Here is a 23,846-nt window from a genome sequence, read left to right on the forward strand (position 1 = left end):
ACCGGCCGGAACGGCACAACGGACCAGCCCCGCATACTGGCTATTCCCGTTCAACAAGGGCGCATTCGCCGGTATCGGTAATACACCCACATGTGTGACTACCCTGAGCGCACCGCACCCCCGCCGTACGACCTCCGGAGTAGGGCGGAGGACCGTTACGCCCGGGCCGGACGGCGATCTAGCCTCGGCGCATGGACACGACGAGCGACACACTCGACGAAGCTCTGCACCGGCTGCACGGCCGGGGCCCGGAGTTCAGGGAATACCTGAGCAACCACGGCCCGATGGCCGTCGAGGCGCTGGTCCACCGGGGCCGGGCGGGCACCGTCCACCGCTGGCTGGACGCGTACGAGACCCGGCTCGAGGACGTCCCCCGGCCGCGGGCGCGGATCACCGACGCCAACTGGCGGGAGGCGCTCGGCGACCCCGCCCGGGTCACCGACTGGACCGCCTATTTCTCCCACCTGATCGCCGGCCGGCCCTGGCGCGAGGTCCTCGCCCAGTGGTGGCCGCGGCTGCTGCCGGGCATCGCCGGCGCCGCCACCCACCCCGCCATCCGCGTGGGCCACGCCGTACGCGCCCTCACCACCGGGGGCGAGGACGCCCCGCGCCTGTCGGAACTGGCCCACGCCCTGGGCTACTGGGCCGCCCGCCACACCCTTCTGCCCTTCTCCCTCGACCCGTCCGGCCGGGCCGCGCCCGCCGACGCCCTGGCCGCTCTCCCCCGCGTCGCCGAACGCAACGTCATGCCCCTGCGGGGCTACGCGCAGCTCGCCGGCACGCCCGGCTGGCTGGACACCGCCGCCTCCCTGCGCGTACCGGAGGATCCCGAGGCCGTCCGCCAACGCCTGAGCGAGCTCGTGCGGGCCGCCACCCTCCACTACGGCGCCTACGGGCACGGCGACGGCATCATGCTGGTGCACGCCGCCACGGCCCCCAACGCGGTGCTGCGCACCCTGCCCGCCCTGCCCCAGGAGTTGTGGGGGCCCTCGCTCGCGGTGGCGTGGACGGCGACCGCCGCCATCACCTCCATCTACGCGGCGGACACGCCGCTGCCGCCGCCGGACGCCTCGTCGGTCACCGACGAGGAGGTGTTCGAACTGGCCGCGGACCACGGCGACGCGCACGTGATCAAGTTCGCGGACACCGCCCTGGACGTGGCCGCGGCCGCGGAGGACGGCGACGACCGTGCCCTGGCGGCCGTCCTGAACGCCGTGCGCCTGATCGGCTCCGGGGACTAGCGGCCATGTGACGGGCCTCCGATCAGGCCTCCTTCCGATGGGGCCCGGAGCTTTCGACTTCCGGGAGGGACGGCTCGTCGACGAGCGCCCCGGGCCCGAGGCCGCGGACCCGGAAGGACGTCCGCCGCCGCGCGTCGCGCAGCGACTCGACGGCCTCGCACCATTCCTGGAGGTCGGGGGCCGCGCTCAGCTCGGCCGAGCGGGCCTTGGCCCTGCGCGAGGCCCGTTCCCAGTTCGCGGGGTCCCGCAGTGCCTTCAGGGCGTGCGTCCACGCGTTGAGGTCGTCGCGGTAGGCGAAGATCCCCGCCTCGCCGAGGGACTCGACCAGTCCCGGCGTGGGATGGGCGATCACCGGGATGCCGGAGGCGAACGCCTCGACCGCCACCCGGCCCCAGGACTCGTACAGGCTCGGCATGAGCATCACGCGCGAGCGGGCGTAGACGTGCTCGCGCATGCTGCTGCCGGGAACGCCGTCGACGACCTCGCAGTTCGGCAGGCGCGTGGGGGGCATGACCTGCTGCCCGTAGGCACCCCGGACGCCCAGGAACGTCCATTCCGGCGTCCAGGCGGCGATCTGCCAGAACAGGTCGCCGCCCTTGTCGGAGTTGAGATTCACCAGCGTCGCGTGGTCGCCCGGGGTGGTGCGGTACTCCTGCGCGATCACCGGAGGGCGGACGACGAGGGTACGCCGGGGCAGGAACTCCCGGGGGTACTGCGCGTAGTAGATCTCGCCGTCCCGCCGGATCCACTGGCTGTTGTAGACGACGAGATCGGCGCCCGCCGCGTTGTGGAAACTGGTGGCGAAGTTGTCGTGGCAGATCACCACCACCGGTATGCGGCGGGCCCGGGCGAGCCCCGACACGAGCGGGACGTTCTCGAAGTGCGACAGGAGCACGTCCGCCTTCTGCGCCTCGGCGGCGAAGTCGGCGCCCTCCTGGTACGGGACGACCCGCACGCCGTCGATGTCGTAGCTCTTCTCCATGCTCCCGGGGTGCGAGAGCCAGACCGTCACCCGGTGACCGCGCTCGCTCAGTGGGCGGAGCATCGAGTGCAGCATCCACTCGGACCCGGCGTTGTGGGCCGGCGGATAGCCGTACACCCGGGCCACGATCGACAGGCTCCGCACCGGGCCGAGCGGGGTCAGCGGGGGCCTGTGCGGTCGGGGCGTCACCGAGTCCACGTGTGGGTACTCCCTCCGGTCGGGGATGGCGCGACGACAGGGCGGAGGCCCTCCGGCAGGCCGGCGGGCCTCGACGGTCACCCGGCCTGGACGTGGACGGGCGTGGAGGGTGAGGTGCGCTCCCCCACCCGGAAGCTCAGGCTCGTGTCCCCGGACGCGGCGCCGCCGGACGCCCGTACCGCCACCCAGATCGCGGACTTCGCGCCCTGGTGGGGCAGGGCCGGGTCGACGTCGTCGAAGGTGAGGCTCTGGCCGTCGGGCGAGAGCGTGCCGTCGTACGAGCGTGTCGCCCAGGTGCTGTCCATCACGGTCAGCTGGCAGCGGCCGGCGCCTTCGGGGACGAACTGCAGCCCCCGGCCGGCCGGCAGGTCGACGCGGATGTTCTGCCGGGGGACGGCGTCCTGGTCGGCATGGATCTGAACGCCCGGGTAACCGGTGTTGCCGGCATGCGTCAGCGTCACGCCCGGCGGGCCGCCCGGCGTCAGGGAGAACCGGGCCGCCGTGCCCGGGCCGACCTTGAGGTCCACCTGGCCGCCCAGCCGGGTGCCGTTCAGCAGCGCCTGGAGCTGCATGGGCCCGCTCTGCGGTCCCGCCTGCAGTGCTCCCGCGGGCACGTGGACCCAGCCGTCGGCGTCCGTTTTCACGGTGTAGGTCAGCGGGGCCTTGCCGCCGTACACGAAGTGTGAGCCGGTGGCGCGGGGCTCCAGCTCCAGTGTCACCTGCCGGGAGGCCAGCGGCTGGTTGTTCTCGTCCAGGATCTGCAGGCGGAAGGCGCGGAAGGGAGTGTCCTTCGCGGCCGACAGGGGGGCGTCCTGGGAGCCGGCCGGGTCGGTCCGGGAGATGCGGTAGTCGTGCGCGGGCGTCGCGAGCCGTACCGCCACGCAGGCCAGCTGGGTGCCGGTCCAGTAGCCGTTGGCGGTCTCGTCGGCGAACGAGATGTACGCCTCCGACGACAGGGCGGTGAAGGAGCTCCGGTGCTCCTTCCACTGCCGCGCCCAGCTGTTGCCGGGGATCTTCACGCCGGTGGGCGGGGGGACGGTGATGTGGTTCTTGTCCAGGACGCTGCCGCCGTAGCGCGAGGACCCGTCGGTGACGCTGTAGTACATGCTCGTCGTGTGCGGGGTCTCGTTGTACCAGTGCGAGCTGGTCCAGAACGTGACCTCGTACTGTGCGCCGGGTGTGAGGCCCGGGATGTGCTGTCCGACGAACCCGTGGCGGTTGTTTCCCCGGCCCACCAGGTCGACCGAGTTGCTGCCGTCGACCTTGTCCTGCGCGTCGCTCATGGCGAAGGCGTAGGCGTGAGTGCGGACATCGATGTACTCACCCGGCTTCCCGGCGCCGGGCTGCCCGTTGGCGTTGCCGTTGCCGCCGAATTCCCAGTAGGTGAGGAACATGTTCGCGCCGTAGGCGCTCGCCTGGCGGTAGCCGCACTCGTCGTTGGCGAATTTGGGGCCGTACTTGAAGCCGCCGTCCTTCACGAGGTTCGGGTTCTGGTTGATGTCGCCGTTGGCAGAGAGCTTCCTTGGTTCCGGAAGAGTCGACGTCACGGAGATTCTCCTTCGCTTTCGGCGGGGAGGCTCAGCGGATCCGGACGGGCGTGGAGGGCGAGTTCAGGGGCCCGACCAGGAATGTCAGCCCGGTGTCTCCGGTCGGAGCGCCGGAGTCCGCCTGCACCGCCACCCATGCGGTGGAGGCGGAGCCCTTGGCGGGCAGGGCCAGGTCGACGTTGTCGAAGGTGAGGGACTGTCCGTCGGGCGAGAGAGTCCCGTCGTAGGCCGTGGAGACGTTGTGGGCGTCCAGGACGGTCAGCTGGTAGTCGCTGCCGTGTTCGGCGACGAACCGCAGTTTCTTGCCCGGAGGAAGGGCCACGCGGACGGTCTGGGACGGGACCGCGCCTTCGTCGGCGTGCAGCCGGACGCCCGGGTAGCCGATGCCCCCGCCGCGTGTCAGGTCCACGGGCGGCGGTCCGCCCGGCGACACCGAGAACCGGACGACGACGTGCACGGACGTGGACGGTGACGTCCGGCCGGCCAGCCGGAAGGTCACGTTCGTGGTGCCGAACGGTGCGTCGGGCGCGGCCTTCACCGCCACCCATGCGGTGGAGGCGGAGCCCTTGGCGGGCAGGGCGAGGTCGACGTTGTCGAAGGTGAGGGACTGTCCGTCGGGGGAGAGAGTCCCGTCGTAGGCCGTGGAGACGTTGTGGGCGTCGAGGACGGTCAGCTGGTAGCGGCTCCCGTGTTCGGCGACGAACCGCAGGCCGCGGTCCGGCGGGAGTTCCACGTGAACGGTCTGCGGGCCCACGGCACCTTCGTCGGCGTACAGCCGCACGCCCGGGTAGCCGGTCCCGCCCGCGTGTGTGAGGGTCACGTCCGGCGGTCCGCCGGGGGACACCGAGACCTGGACGACGACGTGGACGGGCGTGGAGGAGGAGGTACGGGCGCCCATCCTGAAGGTGAGGGCCGTGTCCCCGAGCGGGGACGCGCCGGTGGCCTTCACCGCGACCCATGCCGCGGACGTCGCGCCCTTGTCCTTAAGTCCCGGGTCGACTTCCTCGAAGGTGAGGGTCTGCCTGTCGGAGGACAACGTTCCCGGGTAGGACCGCGTGTGCCCGTCGGCGTCCAGGACGGTCAGCTGGAACGCGCCGTGGCCCTCGGCGACGAACTGCAGGCCCTTGCCCGCCGGCAGGTCCACGCGGACGGTCAGGGGCGGTACCGGGCCCTGATGGGTGGCGTGCAGCCGCACACCGGGGTAACCGGTCTCTCCCGAACGGGTCAGGGACACCTCCGGCGGTCCGCCCGGCGACACCACGAACCGGGGAGCGGACGGCAGACCGGTGACCTTGCGCACGCGGTGGTTGCCCGTGTCGGCGATGTAGAGGTTGCCCTGCCTGTCGACCGCGACGCCTCGGGGGCTGGCGAGCTCGGCCCGGACGGCCGCCCCCGTGTCGCCGGAGAAGGTGGGGTGACCGGTCCCCGCGACCGGGTCGATCGTCCGGGTGACCGCGTCCACGCGCCGTACCCGGTTGGTGCCGTACTCGGCGACGAAGAGATTGCCGTCGGAGTCCACCGCCACACCGCTGGGGCTGCTGAGCTGGGCCTTGACGGCCGGCTCGCCGTCGCCGGAGTGGCCGGGCTTGCCGGTGCCGGCGACGGTGGTGATGGTCGCGGTCGCGGCGTCGACCCTGCGCACGCGGTGGTTGCCCGTGTCGGCGATGTAGACGTTGCCCTGCGCGTCCACGGCGACGCCGCGAGGAGCGTTGAGCGCTGCCTTGGCGGCCGGTCCGTCGTCACCGCTCCCGTCCTGGCTGCCGTTGCCGGCGACGGTGGTGATGGTCCCGGTCTTCGCGTCGACCCTGCGCAGCCGCTGGTTGTCGGTGTCGGCGATGTAGAGGTTGCCGCCGGCGTCCAGCGCGACACCGCGCGGGTTGGACAGCTGGGAGGTCACGGCCGGCTTGTCGTCGCCGGAGTGGCCGGGCTTACCGGTGCCGGCGACGGTGGTGATGGTCGCGGTCGCGGCGTCGACCTTGCGCACCCGGTGGTTGTCCGCGTCCGCGATGTAGACGTTGCCCTGCGCGTCCACCGCGACATCGGAGGGGCTCCACAGGTGTGCGCTGACGGCCGGCTTGTCGTCACCCCCGAAGGTCGGCAGGCCGTTGCCGGCGAACGCGTGGATCGTCCCGGTCTTCGCGTCCACCTTGCGCACCCGGTCGGTGGCGACGTCGGCGATGTAGAGGTTGCCCAGATCGTCGATCGCCACGCCAGTGGGGCAGTCGAGCCCGGCCGACACGGCGCTGTGGCCGTCACCGGACCAGACCGCGTCGCCGTAGCCGGCGACCGTGACGATGGTGGGCTCGGGTGTGGGGGCCGGTGCGCCGGGGTTGCTGTCGGGTTCGCTCATCGCCGACTCCTTCGCGCTCGTATGGGGCCACGTACGAGGTTTCCGGCTGCTTGCAGCGTCGTCGTCCGAGTCGTACGGACATACCTGACTCGCACATACTGACGAAGAAACGCCGGTGATGCGGCGTTTGCTGCGCCGGACCAGGCTCGCGCGGCCCCTGGCCGCCACGAAAGAGGCGCCAGGAGGAGCAGTGCGATTCCCTGCCATATCCAGGGGCCGGTGGCCTCGTATCAGCCGACGACAGCCGCCCCGGACACCTCGCGTGATGCCCCGTACGGCACGGTCGCCCCAGGGCGCCCGGGGAGGAGGGGGCGCACAATGGCTTGGACCCGTCCGGCGAACAAGCCAGTGGAAGTCGTGTGCGCGGGCGGTCGGCGAGACCGCGTGGCGACCGCCCGCGCCGGATCGCCCGGCATCAGCGGCTCGATCCGGCCCCACGGCGCCGCGGAACCGGCCGTATCGGCGACGGGGTCACCGGGATGAACGGCGACTCTGGACCCGGTGGGCCGGTTCGGCCACACTCGGCCCATGCGATGGACCGACATCGAGCAGATCGCGGCCGGTCTGGCCGCCCAGGACCCTGCCGCCAAGCCGCTGACCGTCGACTTCACGGAGATCCGTGACCGGGCCGCCGCGCTGAGCGCCTTCAGCGACGACCCCGCCCGCTGCAACCTGCGCATCCTGGAGTCGATCCAACTGGCCTGGCTCGACCGGCTCGAGGGGATCGTCAGAACGGACTGACGCACCCGGCGCGGCCGGTGGCGGCCTACGTTCCCAGGATGCGGCGGGCCTCGCGCCGGCCCGACAGCAGGGCGCCGTGGACGGTGCTGCTGTAGTCGCCGGTGGTGGCTTCCCCCGCGAAGTACAGGCGGCCGCCCACGGGTGCGGCCAGCACGTCGTGGTCGCCGGGGCGGGAGCCGGTCGCGGGGAAGGAGTAGGAGCCCCGGGCCCAGGGGTCGGCGGCCCAGCGGGTGAGGCGGTGCGCGAGGGGGTCGGGCACGCGGTCACCGTAGATCCCGCGCAGGACGGCCATGGCCTCGCGGACGGTGGTGGCGTCGTCCAGTCCCTCCAGGCGGCGGGCGACGGGCCCGCCGTTGAGGGCTGCCAGCACCGGGGCCCCGACGATGTGGTGGAGGTTGTACCAGTTGGCGAAGGCGCCGTGCGGGGTGCCCTCCTGCCGGATCACCTCCTTGTCGTCCCAGAAGACCTCCGGGAACCGCAGGTAGAGCTTGTCGTACACGCCCATGCCCAGGCGTTCGACCGCGCCCCGCTTGGCCTCGGGAAGGGCGGGAGTGAAGAGGACGTCGCCGGCCTTGAGCACCCCGAGGGGGAGGGTGAGCAGGACGCGGCCGGCGGTGAAGACGCCCTGGCCGTCGGTGTGGACGGCGACCTGGTCGCCGCTGTGGTCGACGTGGGTGAGCCGGTGGCCGAGCCGCACGTCCAGGCCCTGGGCGAGGTGGTCGGTCAGCCGGCCGTAGCCGTCGGGGAAGACGACCTCGTCGCCCTCGAAGCCCTCGCCGATGACCATTCCCGCCAGGGAGATCTCCTCGATGCCGGCGCCCCAGTCGTCCTCCACCATGCGGCTGTGCGCTGCGAAGGCCCGCCGGGCCCGCTCGGGCGTCAGGCCGCCGGAGTTCAGCACGCTCCGCAGCGCCGTCGCCGCGGATTCGTCCGCGCCCGCCCGCCCGGCGCGCTCGAACAGCCGCTCGCCCGCCGCTTCCTGGTCGGCTTCGCGCTCCTCCGTTTCGTAGCGGGTCAGGCGGCGGCCGTCGGCGGCGTAGGCGACGGTCCCGGCCCGGCTGCCGTAGTCGAGGGTGCCGGCGTTGTACACGAGCGTGGTGGCCCCGGCCTCCCCGGCCAGTTCGGTGACCGGATTGCCCTTGACGCCGTGGATCCAGGACGCGCCCAGATCGATGCGCCGGCCCTCCCACTCCTCGGTCCACAGCCGGCCGCCGACGCGGTCCCGGGCCTCCAGTACGGTCACCTCGTGGCCGGCCCGGCGCAGTTCACGGGCGGCGTACAGCCCGGCCATGCCCGCCCCGACGATCAGGGTCGGCGTCTTCGTGGTCCCCATCGTCCTCACGTCCGGCCGAGGGCCTGGCGGCGCAGCCGGCCGGGCGTGGTGTCCAGGCGCTCGCGCATCAGCGTGGTGAGCGTGGTGGCGTTCTCGTAGCCCACGCGGCGGGCCACGGCGTCCGTCTTCAGGTCCGTGGTGCGCAGCAGGTGTGCCGCCTGTTCCAGGCGGATGCGCTGGGCGAAGCGCAGGGGGGAGACGCCCAGGACGCGGTCCACGGCGCGCTGCAGGGTGCGTTCGCTCGTGCCCTGGGCGCGGGCGGCGTCGGCGATGCGCAGGGGCTGGTCGAGGTGGTCACGCACCCAGCGTTCGAACGCGCTGACGGCCGGGTCGGTGCGGGCGAGGTGGCCGGGGACGGCGTAACCGGCCTGGCGGGGGCGGGTGTCGATGAGCAGGTAGCGGGCGGTGAGGTCGGCGAGGGCGGGGCTGGACCGCCGTACCAGGGACAGGGCGAGGTCCAGGTGGGCGGTGGCGGCTCCGGCGGTGGTGACGCCGGGGGCGTGGGTGAGCATGTGCGTCTCGTCCAGGGCGACCTGGGGGTAGCGCAGCCGGAAGGGGGGTGCCAGCCACCAGCTCGTGGTGGCCGGCAGCCCGTCCAGGACGCCGGCCTCGGCGAGCAGGAACGTTCCGGTGCAGGCGGCGGCCAGCGGCACGCCGTCGGCGCGGGCCTGGCACACCATGTCCCGGACGGGCTCGCGTTCGGGCGAGCCGACCCATCGCACGAGGGGTTCGGGCCGCCTGTGTCCGACGCCCGGTACGACCAGCAGGTCCGGGGCCGGGGCGGCCTCGGGCGCGACGGCCGCGACGACGTGCCCGGCGGCCGTGCGCACCGGTCCGTGCGGGCTGACGCAGCTCACCTGCCACGGCGGCGGGGGCTGCGGCAGCTCCTCGCGCAGCTCGTCGGCGGTCCGCAGGACGTCGAGCACCGAGGCCAGCCCGGAGTCGAAGGTGCCGTCCACGACCAGCACTGAGATCTTCATGTCGGCAACGGTAAGTGATCTCTCGCAACCGCCACTGGGGGGCTCCGGCAGGTGGTTCATGGAGTGATCACACCCGCTCGAGGGGGAAACCCGATCGGCGACCGGCGGAGATCACCCGATTGTCCGCCACCGGGCACTCCTGACGCGCCCCTGTCAATACGCCGCTTCCCGTGGCACTCTGCCTGACGAACCGTCGAATCCGCTCCACTCGTCTGCCCGGACCGCCGACCGAGCGGCCCGGCCCCCACACGGCCCGCGCGCGGTTCCCCTCAGTGCCGCGCGTGGCCTCGGCAGAAGGAGTACGCGTGAGACGTCCCCGCCGTACCACCACCGGCATCCTGCTGGCCGTCGGCACCCTGACCCTGACGGGCGTTCAGGCCACCGCAGCCGGCGCCGCCACGGACCCCGCGCCGCCGGCCGTGCACACCGCGGCGGCCTCGGCCGAGGCGCAGCAGAAGGCCGACGCGTTCTGGACACCCGAACGCATGCGCACGGCCACCCCGCTCGACCCCCCGGCCGCCGGTGCCGGCGCCCTGCCCGCCCCGCGCCCCGGCGCCGAGGAGACCACGGTCGCCCCCACCGCCCCCTCGGCGGGCGCCAGGTCCTTCCCCCAGGCCGGCGGGCCGTGGACCGGCGGCGGAGCGGTCACCCGGACCTCCGGCCGGGTGTTCTTCACCATGGACAACCGGACCGCGTCCTGCTCCGGCAACGCCGTCACCAGCAAGAACGGCAGTACGGTGCTGACCGCCGGACACTGCGTCAAGTACAAGGGCGCCTGGCACACCAACTGGGTGTTCGTCCCCGGCTACCACGACGGCCAGAAGCCCCACGGCACCTGGGCCGCCACCAAGACGATGGCCACGCCCCAGTGGGTGTCCGGCGAGGAGATGAACTTCGACGTCGGGGCCGCCGTCGTCGGCCCGGTGGACGGCAAGAGGCTCACCGACGTCGTGGGCGCGCAGGGCCTGCAGTTCAACGGCGGCTACAACAAGGCCATGTACGCCTTCGGGTTCCCCGCCGCCAGCCCGTACGACGGCACCCGGCTCATCCACTGCAGCGGAAACTCCTCCAAGGACTTCCTCCTCACCAAGGACCACGGCCTGGGCTGCAACATGACGCCCGGCTCGAGCGGGGGCCCGTGGTTCACGTCCTTCGACGAGGCCACCGGCACCGGGTTGCAGGTCTCGGTGAACAGCTTCGGCTACACCTTCCTGCCGAACAGGATGTTCGGCCCGTACTTCGGTGACGAGGCCAAGGACCTGTACGAGCAGGCGCAGTCGACCTGAAGACGGCCGCGCGCCCGGCATCCGGCCCGCACCGCCCGCAGGACCGGCGGTGCGGGCCGGCACGTCAGGGAGCCGGTCGCCGGGGGGTGCGGACGGCGCCGGGGACGTGGAGCCGGCGGGTGAGGCTGCCCAGGTCGGCGCAGGCCTTGTCGTAGGGGGTGCCCCGCGGGTGCAGGGTGAGGACGGCGACGATGGCGCGGTCGGCCGTGCCGACGGTGCCGGTGGTGTGCAGCGCCTCGCGTGCGAGGTCCACGCCACCGGCCGCCGCCACCCGTGGGCGGTCCGCGCCGGCGCGGCCTGCCGGAGGGAAGCCGGACCAGCCCTGTTTGACGGCCCAGGGGCGGTCGAAGGCCGCCGCTATGCCGAAGCCCTGGTCGAAGCCGTCCGTGCCGAGGCGGGTCGCCGCGCGCAGGTTGCCCATGATGAGGTCCCTGACGGGCGCCGGCGCCGACTCGAGGATGTACCGGTAGATCCGCACCGTGTCGGCGGCCGACAGGCTCGTGTAACCCCAGTACCCCGGGTAGGCCGACGGCGGCGGGGCGGTGTCGGCCAGCCCCAGCCGGGCCGCCATCCGTTCGATGATCGAGCTCTCTCCGTTGCGCGTCCAGAGGTCGCCGGCCACGCTGTCGTCGCTGCTGCGCAGCATGGCGTCGAGCTGTTCCCGGTCGTCGGCGGGGAGGGGCGAGGCGGCCTCGCGCGGCCACAGGTGGTCGAGGGCCAGCAGCAGTTTGACCACCGATGCGGAGCGGAACCGCAGGTGACTGTTGAACTGTTCGGTGTAGGCGCCGGTCTGCCGGTCGTACACCGCGATGCCGGCGGTCACCCCGGCCGGTATCCGTGCGGCCGGCGCGCGGGGCGGTGGCTCGGCCCCGGCCGGGGGTGCCGCGCACAGGGTGACGGCGGCCAGAGCGGCGACGACTGCCGTGGCCCTGAGGGCCGGTACGAAGCGGATCTGCAACGCTCTCTCCTCCCGGAAGGAGTCCTGCTCGGCCGCGGCCAGGGACTCCCTCGGATAGTGGAGTGCCGGTGGCATGTGGTCATCAGGCTTCGGCCAGCGTCGAAACCGTGCCTCCGGATACGGCCCGCGATGCGGCGGCCGTGGCACCATGGGTGGCCGGTGTGCACAGGGAAGGGGAGCCCGATGAGCAATCCGAACAAGGGGATCAGGAAGGTCGAAGTGGCGCTCAAGTGGGATCCGAGTCCTGCCGGGACGCCCGCTCACGACCTCGACATCATCGCCGCCACCTATGTCGCCGGCGACCCGGACGGCGCGCCCGCCTATCTCGTGCACTTCGACAGCCGCTCCCCCGACGGGACGATCGCGCTCAACCGCGACAGCCGTACAGGTCAGGGGCTGGGCTACGACGAGGTCATGACCCTCGAACTCGACCGGCTGGCGCCCGCTTACGTCCGCGTCGTCGTCGGCGTGGCCGTCCAGCAGGGCGGCGGCCGGCGGACGTTCGGCGACGTCACGAACACCGCCGTCCGCATCGCCGAGGGCCACCTCGAACTGGCGCGGGACGACTTCTCCGCCGTTGCCGCCTCGACGGCCGCGACCGTCGCGGAGTTCGTCCGGGACGGCTCCGGGGTCTGGGAGTTCCGCGACGGCGTGCGGGGATTCGACGCCGACCCGGCGACCTTCACCGCGCTCATGGGCCGGGCCCCGGCGTCCTGACACGGGCCCCGGCCGCCCGGAGGCCCGGTCCGCGGGTGCGGGAGGAGACGGCGACCGGCTGGTGCGCCGGGGTCGCCGGCGGTGACCGCCGGCCTGGGCGGGCGGTGGGCGCCCCGGGGAGCGACACTGGAGGTAAGGCACGCTGCCCCTGTGCGGGCAGTCGAACCAGGGAGGTGTTCTCCGTGCTCCCACTCCTTCTCGTCCTGCTCCTCGTGCTCATCCTCTTCGGCGCCGGCTTCGCCATGAAGGTGCTGTGGTGGATCGCGATCATCGTGGCGATCCTGTGGCTGCTCGGCTTCGTCATGCGCTCCGGCGGAGGCCGCTGGTACCGGTGGTAGGCGCGCCGCGGGACCCGGGCGCACACCCGGACGAGTACGACGCGACCCCGTACGTCCCCGAGGGCGGCGGACTCAAGGCGCTGCGGGACGGTGCGGCGGGCTGCCGGGGCTGCCCGCTGTACCGGGAGGCCACGCAGACCGTCTTCGGCGACGGCAAGGCGTCGGCGCGCGTCGTGCTCGTGGGTGAGCAGCCGGGCGATCAGGAGGACCGGCAGGGACGGCCGTTCGTCGGCCCGGCCGGTGGCGTGCTGACGCGCGCGCTGGACGAGGCCGGCATCGACCCGGCCCGGACGTATGTCACCAATGCCGTCAAGCACTTCAAGTTCCAGCAGGCCGCGCGGGGCAAGCGCCGCATCCACAAGGCGCCCAGCCTGCGGGAGATCAGCGCGTGCAAGCCCTGGCTGGTGGCGGAGTTGCAGGTGGTCGACCCGGAGGTGGTGGTGGCGCTCGGCGCCACGGCGGGCAAGGCGCTGCTCGGGTCGTCGTTCCGGGTGGGCGAGCAGCGAGGGATCGCCCTGCCGATGCCGTCGCTCGACGGGAACGGCGGCGGCCACGGCATGCTGGTGGCGACCATTCATCCTTCCGCCGTGCTGCGCGCCGACGACGCCGAACGGGCCGCCGCGTACGCGGGACTGGTCTCGGACCTCGAGGTGGCGGCGCGGCTTTTGAAGTGACCTCCTGGCATGGCTCGGCCTTTACGGCCGTCGGGGCGGGGGCGCGTTGATCAAATAGGTGCCCCCTACATATGATTGCCCGAGGTAACCAAGGGTCGTCACGCCCCGCCAGGAGGATGCACCATGCACGCCGCCCCGCACACCTTCCGAACCTACGTCGAGGACATCCTCGACGCCCTGGGAACCACCCCGGAGCGCGAGGTGTTGATCCATCATGAACGGCGCGTCACCGCAGGCGAGTTCCGCGCACTCGTCTACCGGATGGCCCGGGCGCTCGTATCCCGGGGCCTCGGTCGCGGACAGACCGTCACCCTGCTGAGCGGCAATCTGCCGGAGACCATCGCCGCCCGCTACGCGGCCAACCTCATCGGCTGCCGCGTCAACCACCTCTACAACAAGCTCTCGGCCGAGGCGCAGGCCGCCATCGTCCGCGACGTCGAGACGCGCGCCCTCGTCGTCGACCCGGGCCTGTACGACCGCGCCGCCGAGGTCACCGCCCAGGCCCCGGTGGAAGCCCTCCTCGTCCTCGGTCCCGCCAAGACGGGCGAGGACCTGCTGGAGCTGGCCGCCGGGGAGTCCGCCGAGCCCATGCCGGGCCGGGCGCGGCCGCAGGACGTGTGCAGCATCCGCCACACCGGCGGCACCACCGGCCATCCGAAGGGGATATGCACCTCCTTCGAGCAGATGAACGGCATCAGCCTGACCGATCCGGACGCGCAGGAGTACGAGCGCCGCCAGCTGGTGTGCACCACGCTCGCCCACATCGCCGGCATGTTCGCCGACGTCACCCTCCGCGCGGGCGGCGCCGTGGTGCTGCTGGAGGACTTCGAGCCCGCCGCCGTGCTCGCCGCCGTCGAGCGCGAGCGCATCACCGACACCTTCCTCCTGCCTCCCCTGCTGTACCGGCTCCTGGACCACCCCGACGCCGCGAGCACCGACACCTCCAGCCTGCGCTGCCTGATGTACGGGGGCTGCCAGGCGTCGCCGGCCCGCATCGCCGACGCGGTGCGCCGCCTGGGGCCCGTGCTGGTGCAGTTCTACGGGCAGAGCGAGGCGGGCGGCATCAGCGTGCTGACGGCCGACCAGCACGACCCGGAGCGGCTGGACCGCCTGCGCTCGGCGGGCCAGGTGCTGCCGGGCGTCGAGGTGGCCGTCCGGGACGAGTCGGGCCGGGACGTGCCCACCGGCGAGCACGGCGAGATCTGCGTCCGCTCGGCGCTGCTCATGCAGGGCTACTGGAAGCAGCCCGAGCTGACCGCGCAGGTGCTGCGCGACGGCTGGCTGCACACCGGCGACGTCGGGTACCTGGACGACGAGGGCTTCCTGACGGTCGTCGACCGGCTCAAGGACATGATCATTGTGGTGGGCGGCCACGTCTACACGTCCGAGCTGGAGGACCTGCTCAACTCGCACCCGGACGTCTCGCAGAGCGCCGTCTTCGGCGTCCGGGACGCCGACCGCATGGAGCAGGTCCACGCGGTCGTGGTGGCCCGGCCCGGCAGCGGCGTGGACGAGCGGACGCTGCGCGCGATGGTGCGCAAGGAGCGGGGCGCGATGTACGAGCCCGCGCGCATCACCTTCGCCGACGCGCTGCCGCTGACGGAGGCCGGGAAGCCGGACAAGAACCAGCTGCGCCGGGACGCGGAGCCGGTCGCGGTCGCCTGAGCCCGGCCGCGCCGCTTTCGGCCGCACGCGGGGCGAATCGTTACGCCTTCGCCTCCGCGTAGCACTCCACCACGGCCGTGGTGAACGGGAACCGCACGGGCGTGTCGCCGAAGGCGATGCGCCCGGCGCGGTCCCCCGCCGTGCGGATGGCCGCCACGACCTCGGGCGCCTCCTCGCGGGGACAGTGGACGATCACCTCGTCGTGCTGGAAGAACACCAGCTCGGCCCGGAGGCCGGCGATCGACTGCCGCACCGAGGCGAGCACGATCAGCGCCCAGTCGGCGGCGCTGCCCTGGATGACGAAGTTGCGCGTGAACCGGCCGCGCGCCCGCGCGCTCGCCGTGCTGCCCCAGGAGGCGGGCTCCTCCTGGGGCAGGCCCGCCTCGTCGTCGACGGCGGTCGAGGAGGGCGGGCAGGTGCGGCCGAGCCACGTCCGCACGAGCCGGCCCTCCTCCCCCGCGCGGGCCGCGTCGTCGACGTAGGCGATCGCCCTGGGGAAGCGGCGGCGCAGGTCCGCCAGGTGCTTGAGGCCGTCGCCCGAGGTCTGGCCGTAGATGGCCCCGAGCATGGCGAGCTTGGCCCGGTCGCGGTCGCCGGAGAAGACCCGCTCGGCCAGATCGCCGTACAGGTCGCGGCCGCTGCCGGCGACGTCCATCAGCCCCGGGTCGCGGGAGACGGCGGCCAGGACGCGCGGTTCCATCTGGTCGGCGTCCGCGACGACCAGGCACCAGCCCGGGTCGGCGACGACCGCGCGCCGGACCACCCGGGGGATCTGCAGGGCCCCGCCGCCGTTGCTGGTCCACCGGCCCGTCACCGTACCGCCGGGCAGATACTCGGGCCTGAAGCGGCCCTCACGCACCCAGGACTGCAGCCAGGCCCAGCCGTGGGCGGTGTGCAGGCGGTAGAGCTTCTTGTACTCCAGCAGGGCCGGGACGGCGGGGTGGTCGATCTCCTGGAGCTCCCAGGCACGCGTGGAGGACAGGGCGATGCCCTCGCGCGCGAAGGCCCGGACGATGTCGGCGGGGAGGTCGGGCCGTACGCGCACGCCGTCGCCGAACGCGCGCGAGACCTCCTCGGCCAGCTCGGCCAGGCGCCGTGTCTCCTGCCCGCCCGCATAGCGCTCCCCCAGCAGCTCGTCGAGCAGCCGCCGGTGCACGTCGGCGCGCCAGGGGACCCCGGACCGCCCCATCTCGGCCGCGACGAGCGTCCCGGCCGACTCGGCGGCGGTCAGCAGGCTCATCCGCCCGGGGTGCTCGGCGCCGCGCGTGCGGGCCAGCTGGGCCGCGTGGACTTCGAGGAGGGCTTCCAGCGGGTCGGTGCCGGGCGGCAGGGGCACCGGTCCGGGCTCGAACAGCGAGGGCTGGGCGTCGGCCGCGCGCACCGGCGGGTCGGCCGGTACGGGCAGCCCGCGCAGCCGTGCCCAGGCGGCGGCGAGCGAGCGGGGCTGGCCGGACTGGCCCTGTTCATGGCCGATGAGCAGGGCCTCGGCGGCCTCCACGTCGTAGCACCGCTCGACGCGCACACCGGCGTCGAGCAGCCGCCCGTACGTCCGGGCCGTGGACCGCCAGACCCATCGCCCGACCTCGGGCCGCGCCCGCACCGCGGCGGCCAGGGACGGCTCGGTCACGACGGGGCCGGCCGCGCGCCCCTGCCCGTCCACCGGGCAGAGCCGTACGCTCCCGTCACCCGTGTCAGCCACTGCCCATCTCATGGGGAGGAGTCTCGCACCAGGGTCTGACATCGGCTCCGACCTGGTCTTTTCCCCTGATCCGCGGCGGGCGGCGGCCGGGCCGGGCTACCGCTCCTGGAGCACGGAGATGACGTTCCCCGCGGGGTCGGTGAACCAGGCGATGTACGGGCCGCCGCCGCGGAAGATGCCCTTTTCGTCGGCTTCCATGGCGGGGTACCGCTCGAAGGTCACACCGCGGCGGCCCAGTTCGTCGACGGCGGCCTCGATGTCGTCCACGGGGAAGTTGAGGATCGTGAACGACGCCGGGGTGTGGTCGGCCTTGGGGTAGACGAGCACCTCGGCGCCGCTTCCCAGGCGCAGGGTCAGCATCCCGTACTTCTCGGACACCTCCAGCCCCAACGTCTCTCCGTAGAAGCGCCTGGCCTTGTCGATGTCGTCCACGGAGAAGCCGCTGAACGCCTTGGTGTTCTTGAACATGAACTCCTTCCTTCCCGGGCGCGCGCGGCCGTACCGCGCCCGTGCGAGTGAACGCCGGCGCGGCGGCGGGCCTCGCCGCAGCGCCACGCGTGTCGTCACCGCCCCCAGGGGGCGGTGAGCTGTAGGCAAGGGACATGTTGCTCGAGAACAAGGTCGCCGTGGTCTACGGGGCGGGGGGCCGCATCGGCGGTACCGTGGCCCGCGCTTTCGCCGCCGAAGGCGCCGTCGTCTTCCTGGCCGGCCGCACCCACGCCAGGCTCGACAGGGTCGCCGAGGACATCCGTTCCTTGGGGGGCGTGGCCGAGACGGCCCGGGTCGACGCGCTGGACGAGCAGGCCGTCGACGCGTTCGTCGACGAGGTGGCCGAACAGGCCGGGGGCGTCGACATCTCGTTCAATCTCATCTCCTACGGAGACGTCCAGGAACCGCTGGCCACCATCTCGGCCGAGGACTTCAGCCGGCCGATCGAGCACGCGGTGCGCACGCAGTTCCTGACGACCAGGGCGGCCGCGCGGCACATGGTCAAGCGGTCGTCGGGGGTGATCCTGGCGTTCGGCGGATCAGGGCCGGAGGCCATCCCGGGGCTGGGCGGGTTCGTGGTCGCCCTGGACGCCGTCGAGGGGCTGCGCCGGCAGTGGGCGTGCGAACTCGGGCCGCACGGCATCCGCTTCGTGACGCTGAAGACCGGTGGCATCCCCGAGAGCTTCCCCCCGGACTTCCCCGGACGCGACGAGATCGTCGCCGGCATCGAGGAGGCGGCCATGCTCAACCGCGCGGCGACGTTGGCCGACGTGGGCAACGTCGCGGTGTTCGCGGCCTCGGACCTGGCCGGGAGCATGACCGCCGCGACCGTGAACATCTCCTGCGGGGCGCTCGTCGACTAGCCGGCGCCGCCCGGCCGCAGGGCGTTGTCGATCAGCCGGAGGGCGGCCCTGGCCTGGGCCTCCCGCGGGGCGGAGTCGGTCTGCAGGGTGAAGGCGGCGGATGTCGCGGCACGGCTGCCGTCCGGGGTCACGCCGCTCTCGGAGACCACGCCGAGGTGGGTTCCGCCGTGGAACCAGATGCCGCGGCCGTCGCCTCCCGTCGGCCGCCAGGCGATGCCCAGTCCGTAGCGGACGCCCGGCGCGGGGATCCAGTCGCCGGCCGGCACCGTCTGCCGCATCGCGGCCGACTGGGCCGGGCGCAGCAGCTTGCCGCTCATCAGGGCGCGCAGGAAGACGCCGTGGTCGTGGGTGGTGCTGATGATGCCGCCGTCCGCTCCGCCGCCGCCCGCGACGGTGGTCTCGGTCGGGCGTGGGCTGCCGGGGAACCGGGTGTACGCGGCCGCGGTGGGCTGGGGGACGTGGCACGAGGTTCCCGGGACGAGGGTGTTGCGGAGGCCGAGCGGCTCGATGATGCGCTCGTGGATCTCCTGGGCCCAGGGGTGGCCCGTGACCTGTTCGATGATCAGGCCCGCGACGACGTAGTTGGTGTTGGAGTAGCCCCAGCGGCGTTCCCCTGCCGGGTCCTCGATGTCCGGGGTCCACAGGGGAGGCCGGCTCAGCGCGGCGGTGAGCTGTTCCCTCGGTGCCGTCGTGCGGAACCGCCCCTTGAGGTAGCCCTGGGGCGTGAAGTCGTCTTCCGACACCGAGACGGCGACGTAGTCGTTCAGGCCGCTGGTCTGGCGCAGCAGGTTGGCGACGGTGATTCTTCTGCCGTCGTTGCCGTTGCCGCGTACGGCTCCGGGGAGCCATCGCTCGACGGTGTCGGTCAGGGCGAGCCGGCCTTCGCCGACGAGCTGGAGGGCGACCACGGCGGTGAAGGTCTTGGTGTCGCTGCCGAGCCGGTAGTAGGCGTCCCAGGGCACCGGCCGGCCGGTGCTCACGTCCGCCGCTCCGGCGCGTGCCGTGGTGCGTTCCTGTGCGGTCTGTACTTCGGCCAGTACGCCGGTGACACCGGTCGCCCGGATCGCGTCCACGTCGCGCTGGAGTCGGTCGTCGTGGGAGGGAGCGGCGGCCCTGGCCGCGGGGGCCGTGGCCGTGAGGAGGGCCGCGGCGGCGGCAGCGATGCCGGTCCGCCTGGTGATCGTCGGTCCGGTGGGGCTCATCGGGCGGCCTCCGTGCGGGGGCAGGTGATGTCCTGGGCGGGGAGGGTTCCGGTGCGCAGGTAGTCGTTGACGGCCCGGTCCGCGCAGGGGACGGGCCGGTGGCCGTCGAGGGCGCGTCCGTAGACGCCGTGGGAGCGGATGTCCGCGGTGATCAGGCGCGAGCCGGTGAGCCTGCGGTGCAGGGCGAGGGCGCCGTCGTAGGGGACGTTGTTGTCGCGGCGGGCCTGGAGCATCAGGACGGGTACGTCGTTGGCGATGGCGGTGCCCGCCTCGCGGGGCTCGCCCGGCCAGAACGCGCACGGGGCGATCATGCCGTTGACGTAGGGGCCGAACACGGGCTGGGTGGCGCGGCTGCGCTCACTGTTCTTCCAGTACGTCTCGGGGTCCTTGGGCCAGCCGCCCGCGGGCCAGCCGCCGTCGCCGCACATGAAGAGCGCCCCGCCCACCATGCTGTCGGCCAGGCCGGGCGAGGCGAGCAGCTCCAGCATGGCGGCGAGTTCGGGGCCGGGCTCGACGGGCTTGCCGGCGGCGGCGTCGGTGAGGTCGCGGACGATCGCGGCCAGCGCCGGGTCGTTCTCCGCGTGCTGGACGGGCTGCTTGAGCAGCATCCGCAGCACGGGGGCGTTGAGCCGCAGCCCGCCGACGGTGACGGGCTGCCGCTCGGCGTGGTCGAGCAGCCCCTGGACGGCGGCCCGTACCCGCGCGGCGGTACGGCCGAGGCGGTAGGTGTCGTGGCGCCGGGCGGTCCAGGCGGCCCATTCGTCCAGCGCCTCCTCGGCGGGCTTGCCGGAGCGCTGGAACAGTTCGTACTGCGTGGCCGACGGGTCGGTGGAGGAGTCGATGACCATGCGGTCGGTGCGGCGCGGGAACATCTGGGTGTAGACGGCGCCCAGGTCGGCGCCGTAGGAGACCCCGTAGTAGGACAGGGTGCGCTCGCCCAGAGCGGCCCGGATGACGTCCATGTCGCGGGCGACGTTGCGGGTGGAGGCATGCGGCAGGAGCGTCGCGTTGTCGCCGTGGTCCCGGCAGCGTCGCGCGGTGTCCCGAGCGGCCCGCACGGAGGCTTCGAAGTCCTCGCGGGGGGACGTTGTCGGGCCGGGCGGTGCGGGCGGGGGCGCCGGGGCGCAGGCGACCGGGGAGCTCTCGCCGAGGAACCTGGGGTCGAAGCCGATGAGGTCGAAGTGGTCCGCCTCCTGCTTCAGCGCGGGGCGCAGGGCCAGGGTGTTGGCGAGTCCGCTGCCGCCGGGGCCGCCGGGGTTGGACAGCAGGATGCCGCGCCGGTCGGTCTTGGCGGTGGCCTTGATGCGCGAGACGGCGATGCGGATCGTCCGGCCGCCGGGCGCGGAGTAGTCGAGAGGGACGGTCACTTGTGCGCACTGCGCCCCCGCGGCGTTCAGCTCCTCCTGTGCCGGCGAGCACGCTCCCCAGACGAGCCGCTGCTGCTCGTAGGCCAGCAGCGGGCGGGAGGCCGGGGAGGGCGCGGCGGTCGTGGGGACGGCTCCGGCCATCAGCGCGGCCAGGCTCAGGCCGAACGCGAGTGGGGGCGTGACGCCTCGCATCGTGTTCCTTCGGGTCGATTGGATCAAGAAGAACGGACGGGGACGACGTTAGGAGCGCGGGCGGCGGCGGAACATCGGGCCACCTGGTGGAAGCCCACTGGTGCTGGCCCCAGGGCGGGCCGGGGTGCCGGGGATGCAGGGAGGATCGGGAGGGCGCACCATGGGTGACGAAGAAGGCGGCTGCGACAGCCGCAGGGTGCGGGGAGGGCCCGGAGCCGGGAAGGCTTCCGCGGGCCCCGGCACCGGATGCGTGAACTCCCCTCGCGCGGGCCCCTGCCGGCCCTGGCACCGCGTCAGCCGGGCTTCCCTACCGCTTCCCCCGCCCTTCCCCAGTCATTCCCGGAGTCCATGCCCCCTTCGGCCCGGACACCTGTGTGCAGGGGCGGGTCCGGCGTGAGGCGAAGCCGAACGACCACGTCTGCGTGCCCGTCGCGACGCGCACGCAGACACGCGAGGAGAACAACAGGGCCGCGGGCCTGGTCGACCCCGACCCGGGCGGCCCGTTCGGGGTGGACAGGTGCAAGTCGGGCTTCGTTTGGCGCGAGGCGATACCGGGCGACCACGTCTGCGTCGTACCCTCGGTGCGCGCTCAGGCGCGGCGGGACACGGAGCGGGCGCCGATGCACTGGGTGGCCTCAGCGACAAGTGCCTGGACGCCCACAACCCGAACAACCCGGCGGCGAGAACCAGGCCTGGCGCCTCAAGGCCGTGGGCTGAGGCGCCCGCCGGAAGGTCGCGCTACCTGCCGGATCCCGCGGCCGCGTACTCCCGCGGCTCTGTGCCGGTCCTCGGGTCGGCGGGCGGCTCGTCCGCGGCGGCGGGGACCTCGTCCGCGGAGCACGGGCGCGGGGCGGGCCGGCGGACGGCGGCTATGCCGACGCCGGCGAGCACGATCAGGCCGCCCAGGGCCGCCATGGGGGCCGGCAGGGCGCCCAGGAGCACCGCGTCCAGGACCAGGGCCGCGACGGGCACCGCGTACAGGACGAGGGAACTCGTCGAGGCCGAGGCGGCCTCGAGGACGCGGGACCAGGTGCAGAAGGCCAGGACCGTGCAGCCGAGGCCCAGCCACACCACGGCGGCGGTCTGCTGCCAGCCGGCCGCCATCAGGTGGGAGGCGGCGTCGGGGGTGAAGACCAGCAGCGGCAGGAGGCCGAACAGGCTGCCGTAGAAGATGCAGTCCATGCCGGAGTAGCGGCGCAGCAGGGGCTTTTGGAGGATGAACGACGTGGCCTGGGCGGCCGCCGCCAGCACGATCATGGCCATGCCCGTCCGCGAACCGCCTCCGCCGCCACCGGCCATGGCGACCACGAGCGCGCCGCCCAGCGCCACCAGGAGTCCGGCGACTCCCCGGGCGCCGGGGCGTTCGCGCAGCACCAGCATGCCGAGGGCGGTGGCGAAGACCGGCGAGGTGGCCACGAGCATGGCGGCCGTTCCGCCCTCGACGTGCCGTTCGCCCGCGTAGAGCAGGAGCTGATAGGCGGTCATGCCGGTGAGGCCGAAGCCCGCCATGCGCGCGATGTCGCCCCGCCGGAGGCGGCTGATGCGCCCGGTGGCCAGCCACGGGAGCAGGAAGAGGACGGCGAAGGCGAGGCGCAGGACGGCCATGGCCGTCGGGGAGTAGCCCTCGAGCGCGATCCGGATCGCGGGAAAGGCCGATCCCCACAGAATCGCGGTCGCGGCCATGAACTTCCAGGGACTTGCCGCCCGGCGTTCGCCCAGCAACGGAAACACCGCCCATCGGGTCGGGAGATCGGACACCGACGAAGCTACCGAGCTTGGCTCTATAAGTCGAATAAAGAATTCCGTCATCATCTCAAAGGTTGCCTTTGAGATGATGACTCGGGGGCGTCACTCCAGGCGGTTTCCCGGGCGGAGGACGTCGGCCGCGGGCAGCGGACTGCCGTTCTCCGGCTGGACCACGAGCAGCACGACCCCGTCCGAGCCCGCCTCCCAGCTGCGCCCGCAGACCACCGCGACCCCGCCGTCGGTGCGCCGGACGACCCGCCCCGGCGATCCCCGGTGCGGCCGGGAGGGCCGCGCGGCCCGTTTGACGTAGAGCTTGGCCCCGGCGACCGTGCACCACGCGTTGACGAACGGATCGCTGTGCGCCCGGACGAGGTCCAGCACCCGTGCGGTCGGCAGCCGCCAGTCGATGCGTGTGTCCGCCTCGGTGATGCGGTGGTAGAAGGAGGCGCCGCCCGCGTGCTGCGGCACCGGCTTGATCCCCGCCTCGGCGCGGGCCAGGGCCGTCAGCGCGGCCTCGGGGTACGCGTCCAGCAGCCGCCGCTGGACGGTGGTCGCGGTGTCCTGCGGGCCGATGGGCACGGTCACCTGCCACAGGACCGGTCCGGTGTCCAGCTCGGGTTCCATCACGTGCACGGTCAGGCCGGTCTCGCGCTCGCCGTTGCGGATCGCCCAGTTGACCGCGCCGAAGCCGGCGTAGCCCGGGAGCAGCGCGTCGTGGACGTTGAGCGGGAGCAGCGCGGGGATCGCGAGGACGGCCTCGGGTATGACGGTCCGCCAGTTCGCGGACATCAGCACGTCGGGGCGGGCGGCGCGCAGCGCGGCCACCACCTGCGCGTCGCCGGCGTCGCGGGCCTCCACCACGGGCAGTCCCAGCTCGGTGGCGAGCTTGGCCACGTGCGGTTCGTGCAGGTCGCCGAAGCGTGCCGGGTGGGTGACGACCACGGTCGGCTCGTGTTCTGCGGCGATCCCGGCCAGTACCGCGGCGCCCATCTCGCCGTAGCCCAGAAACGCGATCCTCATCGGGTGTCCTCTCCGACGGCCGTCGACGGGTCGTACGGGCAGCGAGCGCGGCCGGGACTCAACTCCCTTGCTCCGCACTCCACTTGAGGGTCCACTGCGCTTCCCCGGCGGTCAAGACCGCTCCCGGGCGCCATGGCCGGACGGGGGACGCTCCGTCCACGGATGGCCCTCGCCGTCGCGCCGGGGATGCGGCACTCTCGTACCGTCGGACCGAGAGCCGGCGCGGCAGCGCCCCCTGACGGCAGAGGAGCACCGGGT

At 73.2% G+C, this 23,846-nt stretch carries 20 protein-coding genes; 8 read left to right on the forward strand and 12 right to left on the reverse strand.

The window, feature by feature from the left end; all coding sequences use genetic code 11:
- Window positions 1-191: 191 nt before the first annotated feature.
- Window positions 192-1,241 (forward strand): questin oxidase family protein, encoded by a 1,050-nt coding sequence (locus tag ABZ956_RS28085; RefSeq protein ID WP_361899440.1) that lies wholly within the window; start codon window positions 192-194, stop codon window positions 1,239-1,241.
- Window positions 1,242-1,263: 22 nt separating this feature from the next.
- Here ABZ956_RS28085 and ABZ956_RS28090 read toward each other — a convergent pair whose 3' ends face one another.
- From ABZ956_RS28090 to ABZ956_RS28100, 3 genes are all read right to left on the reverse strand, one after another.
- On the reverse strand, window positions 1,264-2,358 hold the full coding sequence (locus tag ABZ956_RS28090) for a glycosyltransferase family 4 protein (protein ID WP_361899565.1): 1,095 nt from the start codon (window positions 2,356-2,358) through the stop codon (window positions 1,264-1,266).
- A 140-nt stretch (window positions 2,359-2,498) separates the two neighbouring features.
- Window positions 2,499-3,968 (reverse strand): hypothetical protein, encoded by a 1,470-nt coding sequence (locus tag ABZ956_RS28095; RefSeq protein ID WP_361899443.1) that lies wholly within the window; start codon window positions 3,966-3,968, stop codon window positions 2,499-2,501.
- A 31-nt stretch (window positions 3,969-3,999) separates the two neighbouring features.
- On the reverse strand, window positions 4,000-6,318 hold the full coding sequence (locus tag ABZ956_RS28100; RefSeq protein WP_361899446.1) for an SMP-30/gluconolactonase/LRE family protein: 2,319 nt from the start codon (window positions 6,316-6,318) through the stop codon (window positions 4,000-4,002).
- Window positions 6,319-6,846: 528 nt separating this feature from the next.
- On the opposite strand from ABZ956_RS28100, the gene iscX reads away from it, so the two are divergent.
- The gene (gene iscX / locus ABZ956_RS28105; protein ID WP_361899449.1) at window positions 6,847-7,059 is read left to right on the forward strand and encodes a Fe-S cluster assembly protein IscX; all 213 of its coding nucleotides are present in this window, start codon (window positions 6,847-6,849) and stop codon (window positions 7,057-7,059) included.
- 25 nt (window positions 7,060-7,084) lie between these two features.
- On the opposite strand, the gene ABZ956_RS28110 is transcribed toward iscX, so the two are convergent.
- Window positions 7,085-8,392, reverse strand: coding sequence for an NAD(P)/FAD-dependent oxidoreductase (locus tag ABZ956_RS28110; RefSeq protein WP_361899452.1), 1,308 nt, complete (start codon window positions 8,390-8,392; stop codon window positions 7,085-7,087).
- 5 nt (window positions 8,393-8,397) lie between these two features.
- Window positions 8,398-9,372, reverse strand: a complete 975-nt coding sequence (locus ABZ956_RS28115; protein ID WP_361899455.1) for a helix-turn-helix domain-containing protein — start codon at window positions 9,370-9,372, stop codon at window positions 8,398-8,400.
- A gap of 305 nt (window positions 9,373-9,677) precedes the next feature.
- On the opposite strand from ABZ956_RS28115, the gene ABZ956_RS28120 reads away from it, so the two are divergent.
- Window positions 9,678-10,658, forward strand: coding sequence for a peptidase (locus ABZ956_RS28120; protein WP_361899458.1), 981 nt, complete (start codon window positions 9,678-9,680; stop codon window positions 10,656-10,658).
- 64 nt (window positions 10,659-10,722) lie between these two features.
- Here the strand turns inward: ABZ956_RS28120 and ABZ956_RS28125 are convergent, their stop codons facing one another.
- Complete coding sequence (locus ABZ956_RS28125) at window positions 10,723-11,691, reverse strand: hypothetical protein (RefSeq protein ID WP_361899461.1); 969 nt, start codon at window positions 11,689-11,691, stop codon at window positions 10,723-10,725.
- A gap of 108 nt (window positions 11,692-11,799) precedes the next feature.
- Here ABZ956_RS28125 and ABZ956_RS28130 point away from each other — a divergent pair, with 108 nt between their 5' ends.
- The 4 genes from ABZ956_RS28130 (at window position 11,800) to ABZ956_RS28145 (ending at window position 15,010) form a co-directional block, all read left to right on the forward strand.
- Entirely contained in the window at window positions 11,800-12,333 is a 534-nt protein-coding gene (locus ABZ956_RS28130) for a TerD family protein (protein WP_361899464.1), read from the forward strand.
- A gap of 182 nt (window positions 12,334-12,515) precedes the next feature.
- Complete coding sequence (locus tag ABZ956_RS28135) at window positions 12,516-12,671, forward strand: hydrophobic protein (RefSeq protein ID WP_361899466.1); 156 nt, start codon at window positions 12,516-12,518, stop codon at window positions 12,669-12,671.
- A complete protein-coding gene (locus ABZ956_RS28140) occupies window positions 12,665-13,345 on the forward strand; it encodes a UdgX family uracil-DNA binding protein (RefSeq protein ID WP_361899469.1) in 681 nt (226 codons plus the stop codon). The genes ABZ956_RS28135 and ABZ956_RS28140 overlap by 7 nt, the downstream gene beginning before the upstream one ends.
- 123 nt (window positions 13,346-13,468) lie before the next feature.
- Window positions 13,469-15,010, forward strand: a complete 1,542-nt coding sequence (locus ABZ956_RS28145; protein ID WP_361899472.1) for an AMP-binding protein — start codon at window positions 13,469-13,471, stop codon at window positions 15,008-15,010.
- A 40-nt stretch (window positions 15,011-15,050) separates the two neighbouring features.
- On the opposite strand, the gene ABZ956_RS28150 is transcribed toward ABZ956_RS28145, so the two are convergent.
- The gene (locus ABZ956_RS28150) at window positions 15,051-16,721 is read right to left on the reverse strand and encodes a bifunctional 3'-5' exonuclease/DNA polymerase (RefSeq protein ID WP_361899475.1); all 1,671 of its coding nucleotides are present in this window, start codon (window positions 16,719-16,721) and stop codon (window positions 15,051-15,053) included.
- An 84-nt stretch (window positions 16,722-16,805) separates the two neighbouring features.
- Window positions 16,806-17,177 carry a VOC family protein gene (locus ABZ956_RS28155; protein ID WP_361899479.1) on the reverse strand — a complete coding sequence of 124 codons (372 nt, stop codon included), beginning with the start codon at window positions 17,175-17,177 and terminating at the stop codon, window positions 16,806-16,808.
- A gap of 134 nt (window positions 17,178-17,311) precedes the next feature.
- Between ABZ956_RS28155 and ABZ956_RS28160 the strand changes: the two genes are divergently transcribed.
- Window positions 17,312-18,061, forward strand: a complete 750-nt coding sequence (locus ABZ956_RS28160; protein ID WP_361899482.1) for an SDR family oxidoreductase — start codon at window positions 17,312-17,314, stop codon at window positions 18,059-18,061.
- Here the strand turns inward: ABZ956_RS28160 and ABZ956_RS28165 are convergent.
- The 4 genes from ABZ956_RS28165 to ABZ956_RS28180 all read right to left on the reverse strand — a co-directional run bounded on the left by ABZ956_RS28165 (window position 18,058) and on the right by ABZ956_RS28180 (window position 23,588).
- Window positions 18,058-19,263: a serine hydrolase domain-containing protein gene (locus ABZ956_RS28165; RefSeq protein WP_361899485.1), complete on the reverse strand. Its 1,206-nt coding sequence runs from the start codon at window positions 19,261-19,263 to the stop codon at window positions 18,058-18,060. The genes ABZ956_RS28160 and ABZ956_RS28165 overlap by 4 nt on opposite strands.
- Entirely contained in the window at window positions 19,260-20,822 is a 1,563-nt protein-coding gene (locus ABZ956_RS28170) for an alpha/beta hydrolase (RefSeq protein ID WP_361899488.1), read from the reverse strand. Before ABZ956_RS28170 ends, ABZ956_RS28165 begins: the two co-directional genes overlap by 4 nt.
- A 738-nt stretch (window positions 20,823-21,560) precedes the next feature.
- Complete coding sequence (locus ABZ956_RS28175; RefSeq protein ID WP_361899490.1) at window positions 21,561-22,505, reverse strand: DMT family transporter; 945 nt, start codon at window positions 22,503-22,505, stop codon at window positions 21,561-21,563.
- Between the two features lie 165 nt (window positions 22,506-22,670).
- A complete protein-coding gene (locus ABZ956_RS28180; RefSeq protein WP_361899493.1) occupies window positions 22,671-23,588 on the reverse strand; it encodes a methionyl-tRNA formyltransferase in 918 nt (305 codons plus the stop codon).
- Window positions 23,589-23,846 lie beyond the last annotated feature (258 nt).

It is taken from the genome of Streptomyces sp. NPDC046261 (genome assembly GCF_040646235.1).
Taxonomy (GTDB): Bacteria; Actinomycetota; Actinomycetes; order Streptomycetales; family Streptomycetaceae; genus Streptomyces.

What these genes read in the sequence shown, in the direction of transcription:
- ABZ956_RS28085 (WP_361899440.1), top strand. Translation starts at nt 192, where the DNA reads ATGGACACGACGAGCGACACACTCGACGAAGCTCTGCACCGGCTGCAC.
- ABZ956_RS28100 (WP_361899446.1), bottom strand. Translation starts at nt 6,318, where the DNA reads ATGAGCGAACCCGACAGCAACCCCGGCGCACCGGCCCCCACACCCGAG.
- iscX (WP_361899449.1), top strand. Translation starts at nt 6,847, where the DNA reads ATGCGATGGACCGACATCGAGCAGATCGCGGCCGGTCTGGCCGCCCAG.
- ABZ956_RS28110 (WP_361899452.1), bottom strand. Translation starts at nt 8,392, where the DNA reads ATGGGGACCACGAAGACGCCGACCCTGATCGTCGGGGCGGGCATGGCC.
- ABZ956_RS28115 (WP_361899455.1), bottom strand. Translation starts at nt 9,372, where the DNA reads ATGAAGATCTCAGTGCTGGTCGTGGACGGCACCTTCGACTCCGGGCTG.
- ABZ956_RS28125 (WP_361899461.1), bottom strand. Translation starts at nt 11,691, where the DNA reads ATGCCACCGGCACTCCACTATCCGAGGGAGTCCCTGGCCGCGGCCGAG.
- ABZ956_RS28130 (WP_361899464.1), top strand. Translation starts at nt 11,800, where the DNA reads ATGAGCAATCCGAACAAGGGGATCAGGAAGGTCGAAGTGGCGCTCAAG.
- ABZ956_RS28145 (WP_361899472.1), top strand. Translation starts at nt 13,469, where the DNA reads ATGCACGCCGCCCCGCACACCTTCCGAACCTACGTCGAGGACATCCTC.
- ABZ956_RS28150 (WP_361899475.1), bottom strand. Translation starts at nt 16,721, where the DNA reads ATGAGATGGGCAGTGGCTGACACGGGTGACGGGAGCGTACGGCTCTGC.
- ABZ956_RS28155 (WP_361899479.1), bottom strand. Translation starts at nt 17,177, where the DNA reads ATGTTCAAGAACACCAAGGCGTTCAGCGGCTTCTCCGTGGACGACATC.
- ABZ956_RS28160 (WP_361899482.1), top strand. Translation starts at nt 17,312, where the DNA reads ATGTTGCTCGAGAACAAGGTCGCCGTGGTCTACGGGGCGGGGGGCCGC.
- ABZ956_RS28165 (WP_361899485.1), bottom strand. Translation starts at nt 19,263, where the DNA reads ATGAGCCCCACCGGACCGACGATCACCAGGCGGACCGGCATCGCTGCC.
- ABZ956_RS28170 (WP_361899488.1), bottom strand. Translation starts at nt 20,822, where the DNA reads ATGCGAGGCGTCACGCCCCCACTCGCGTTCGGCCTGAGCCTGGCCGCG.
- ABZ956_RS28175 (WP_361899490.1), bottom strand. Translation starts at nt 22,505, where the DNA reads ATGGCCGCGACCGCGATTCTGTGGGGATCGGCCTTTCCCGCGATCCGG.
- ABZ956_RS28180 (WP_361899493.1), bottom strand. Translation starts at nt 23,588, where the DNA reads ATGAGGATCGCGTTTCTGGGCTACGGCGAGATGGGCGCCGCGGTACTG.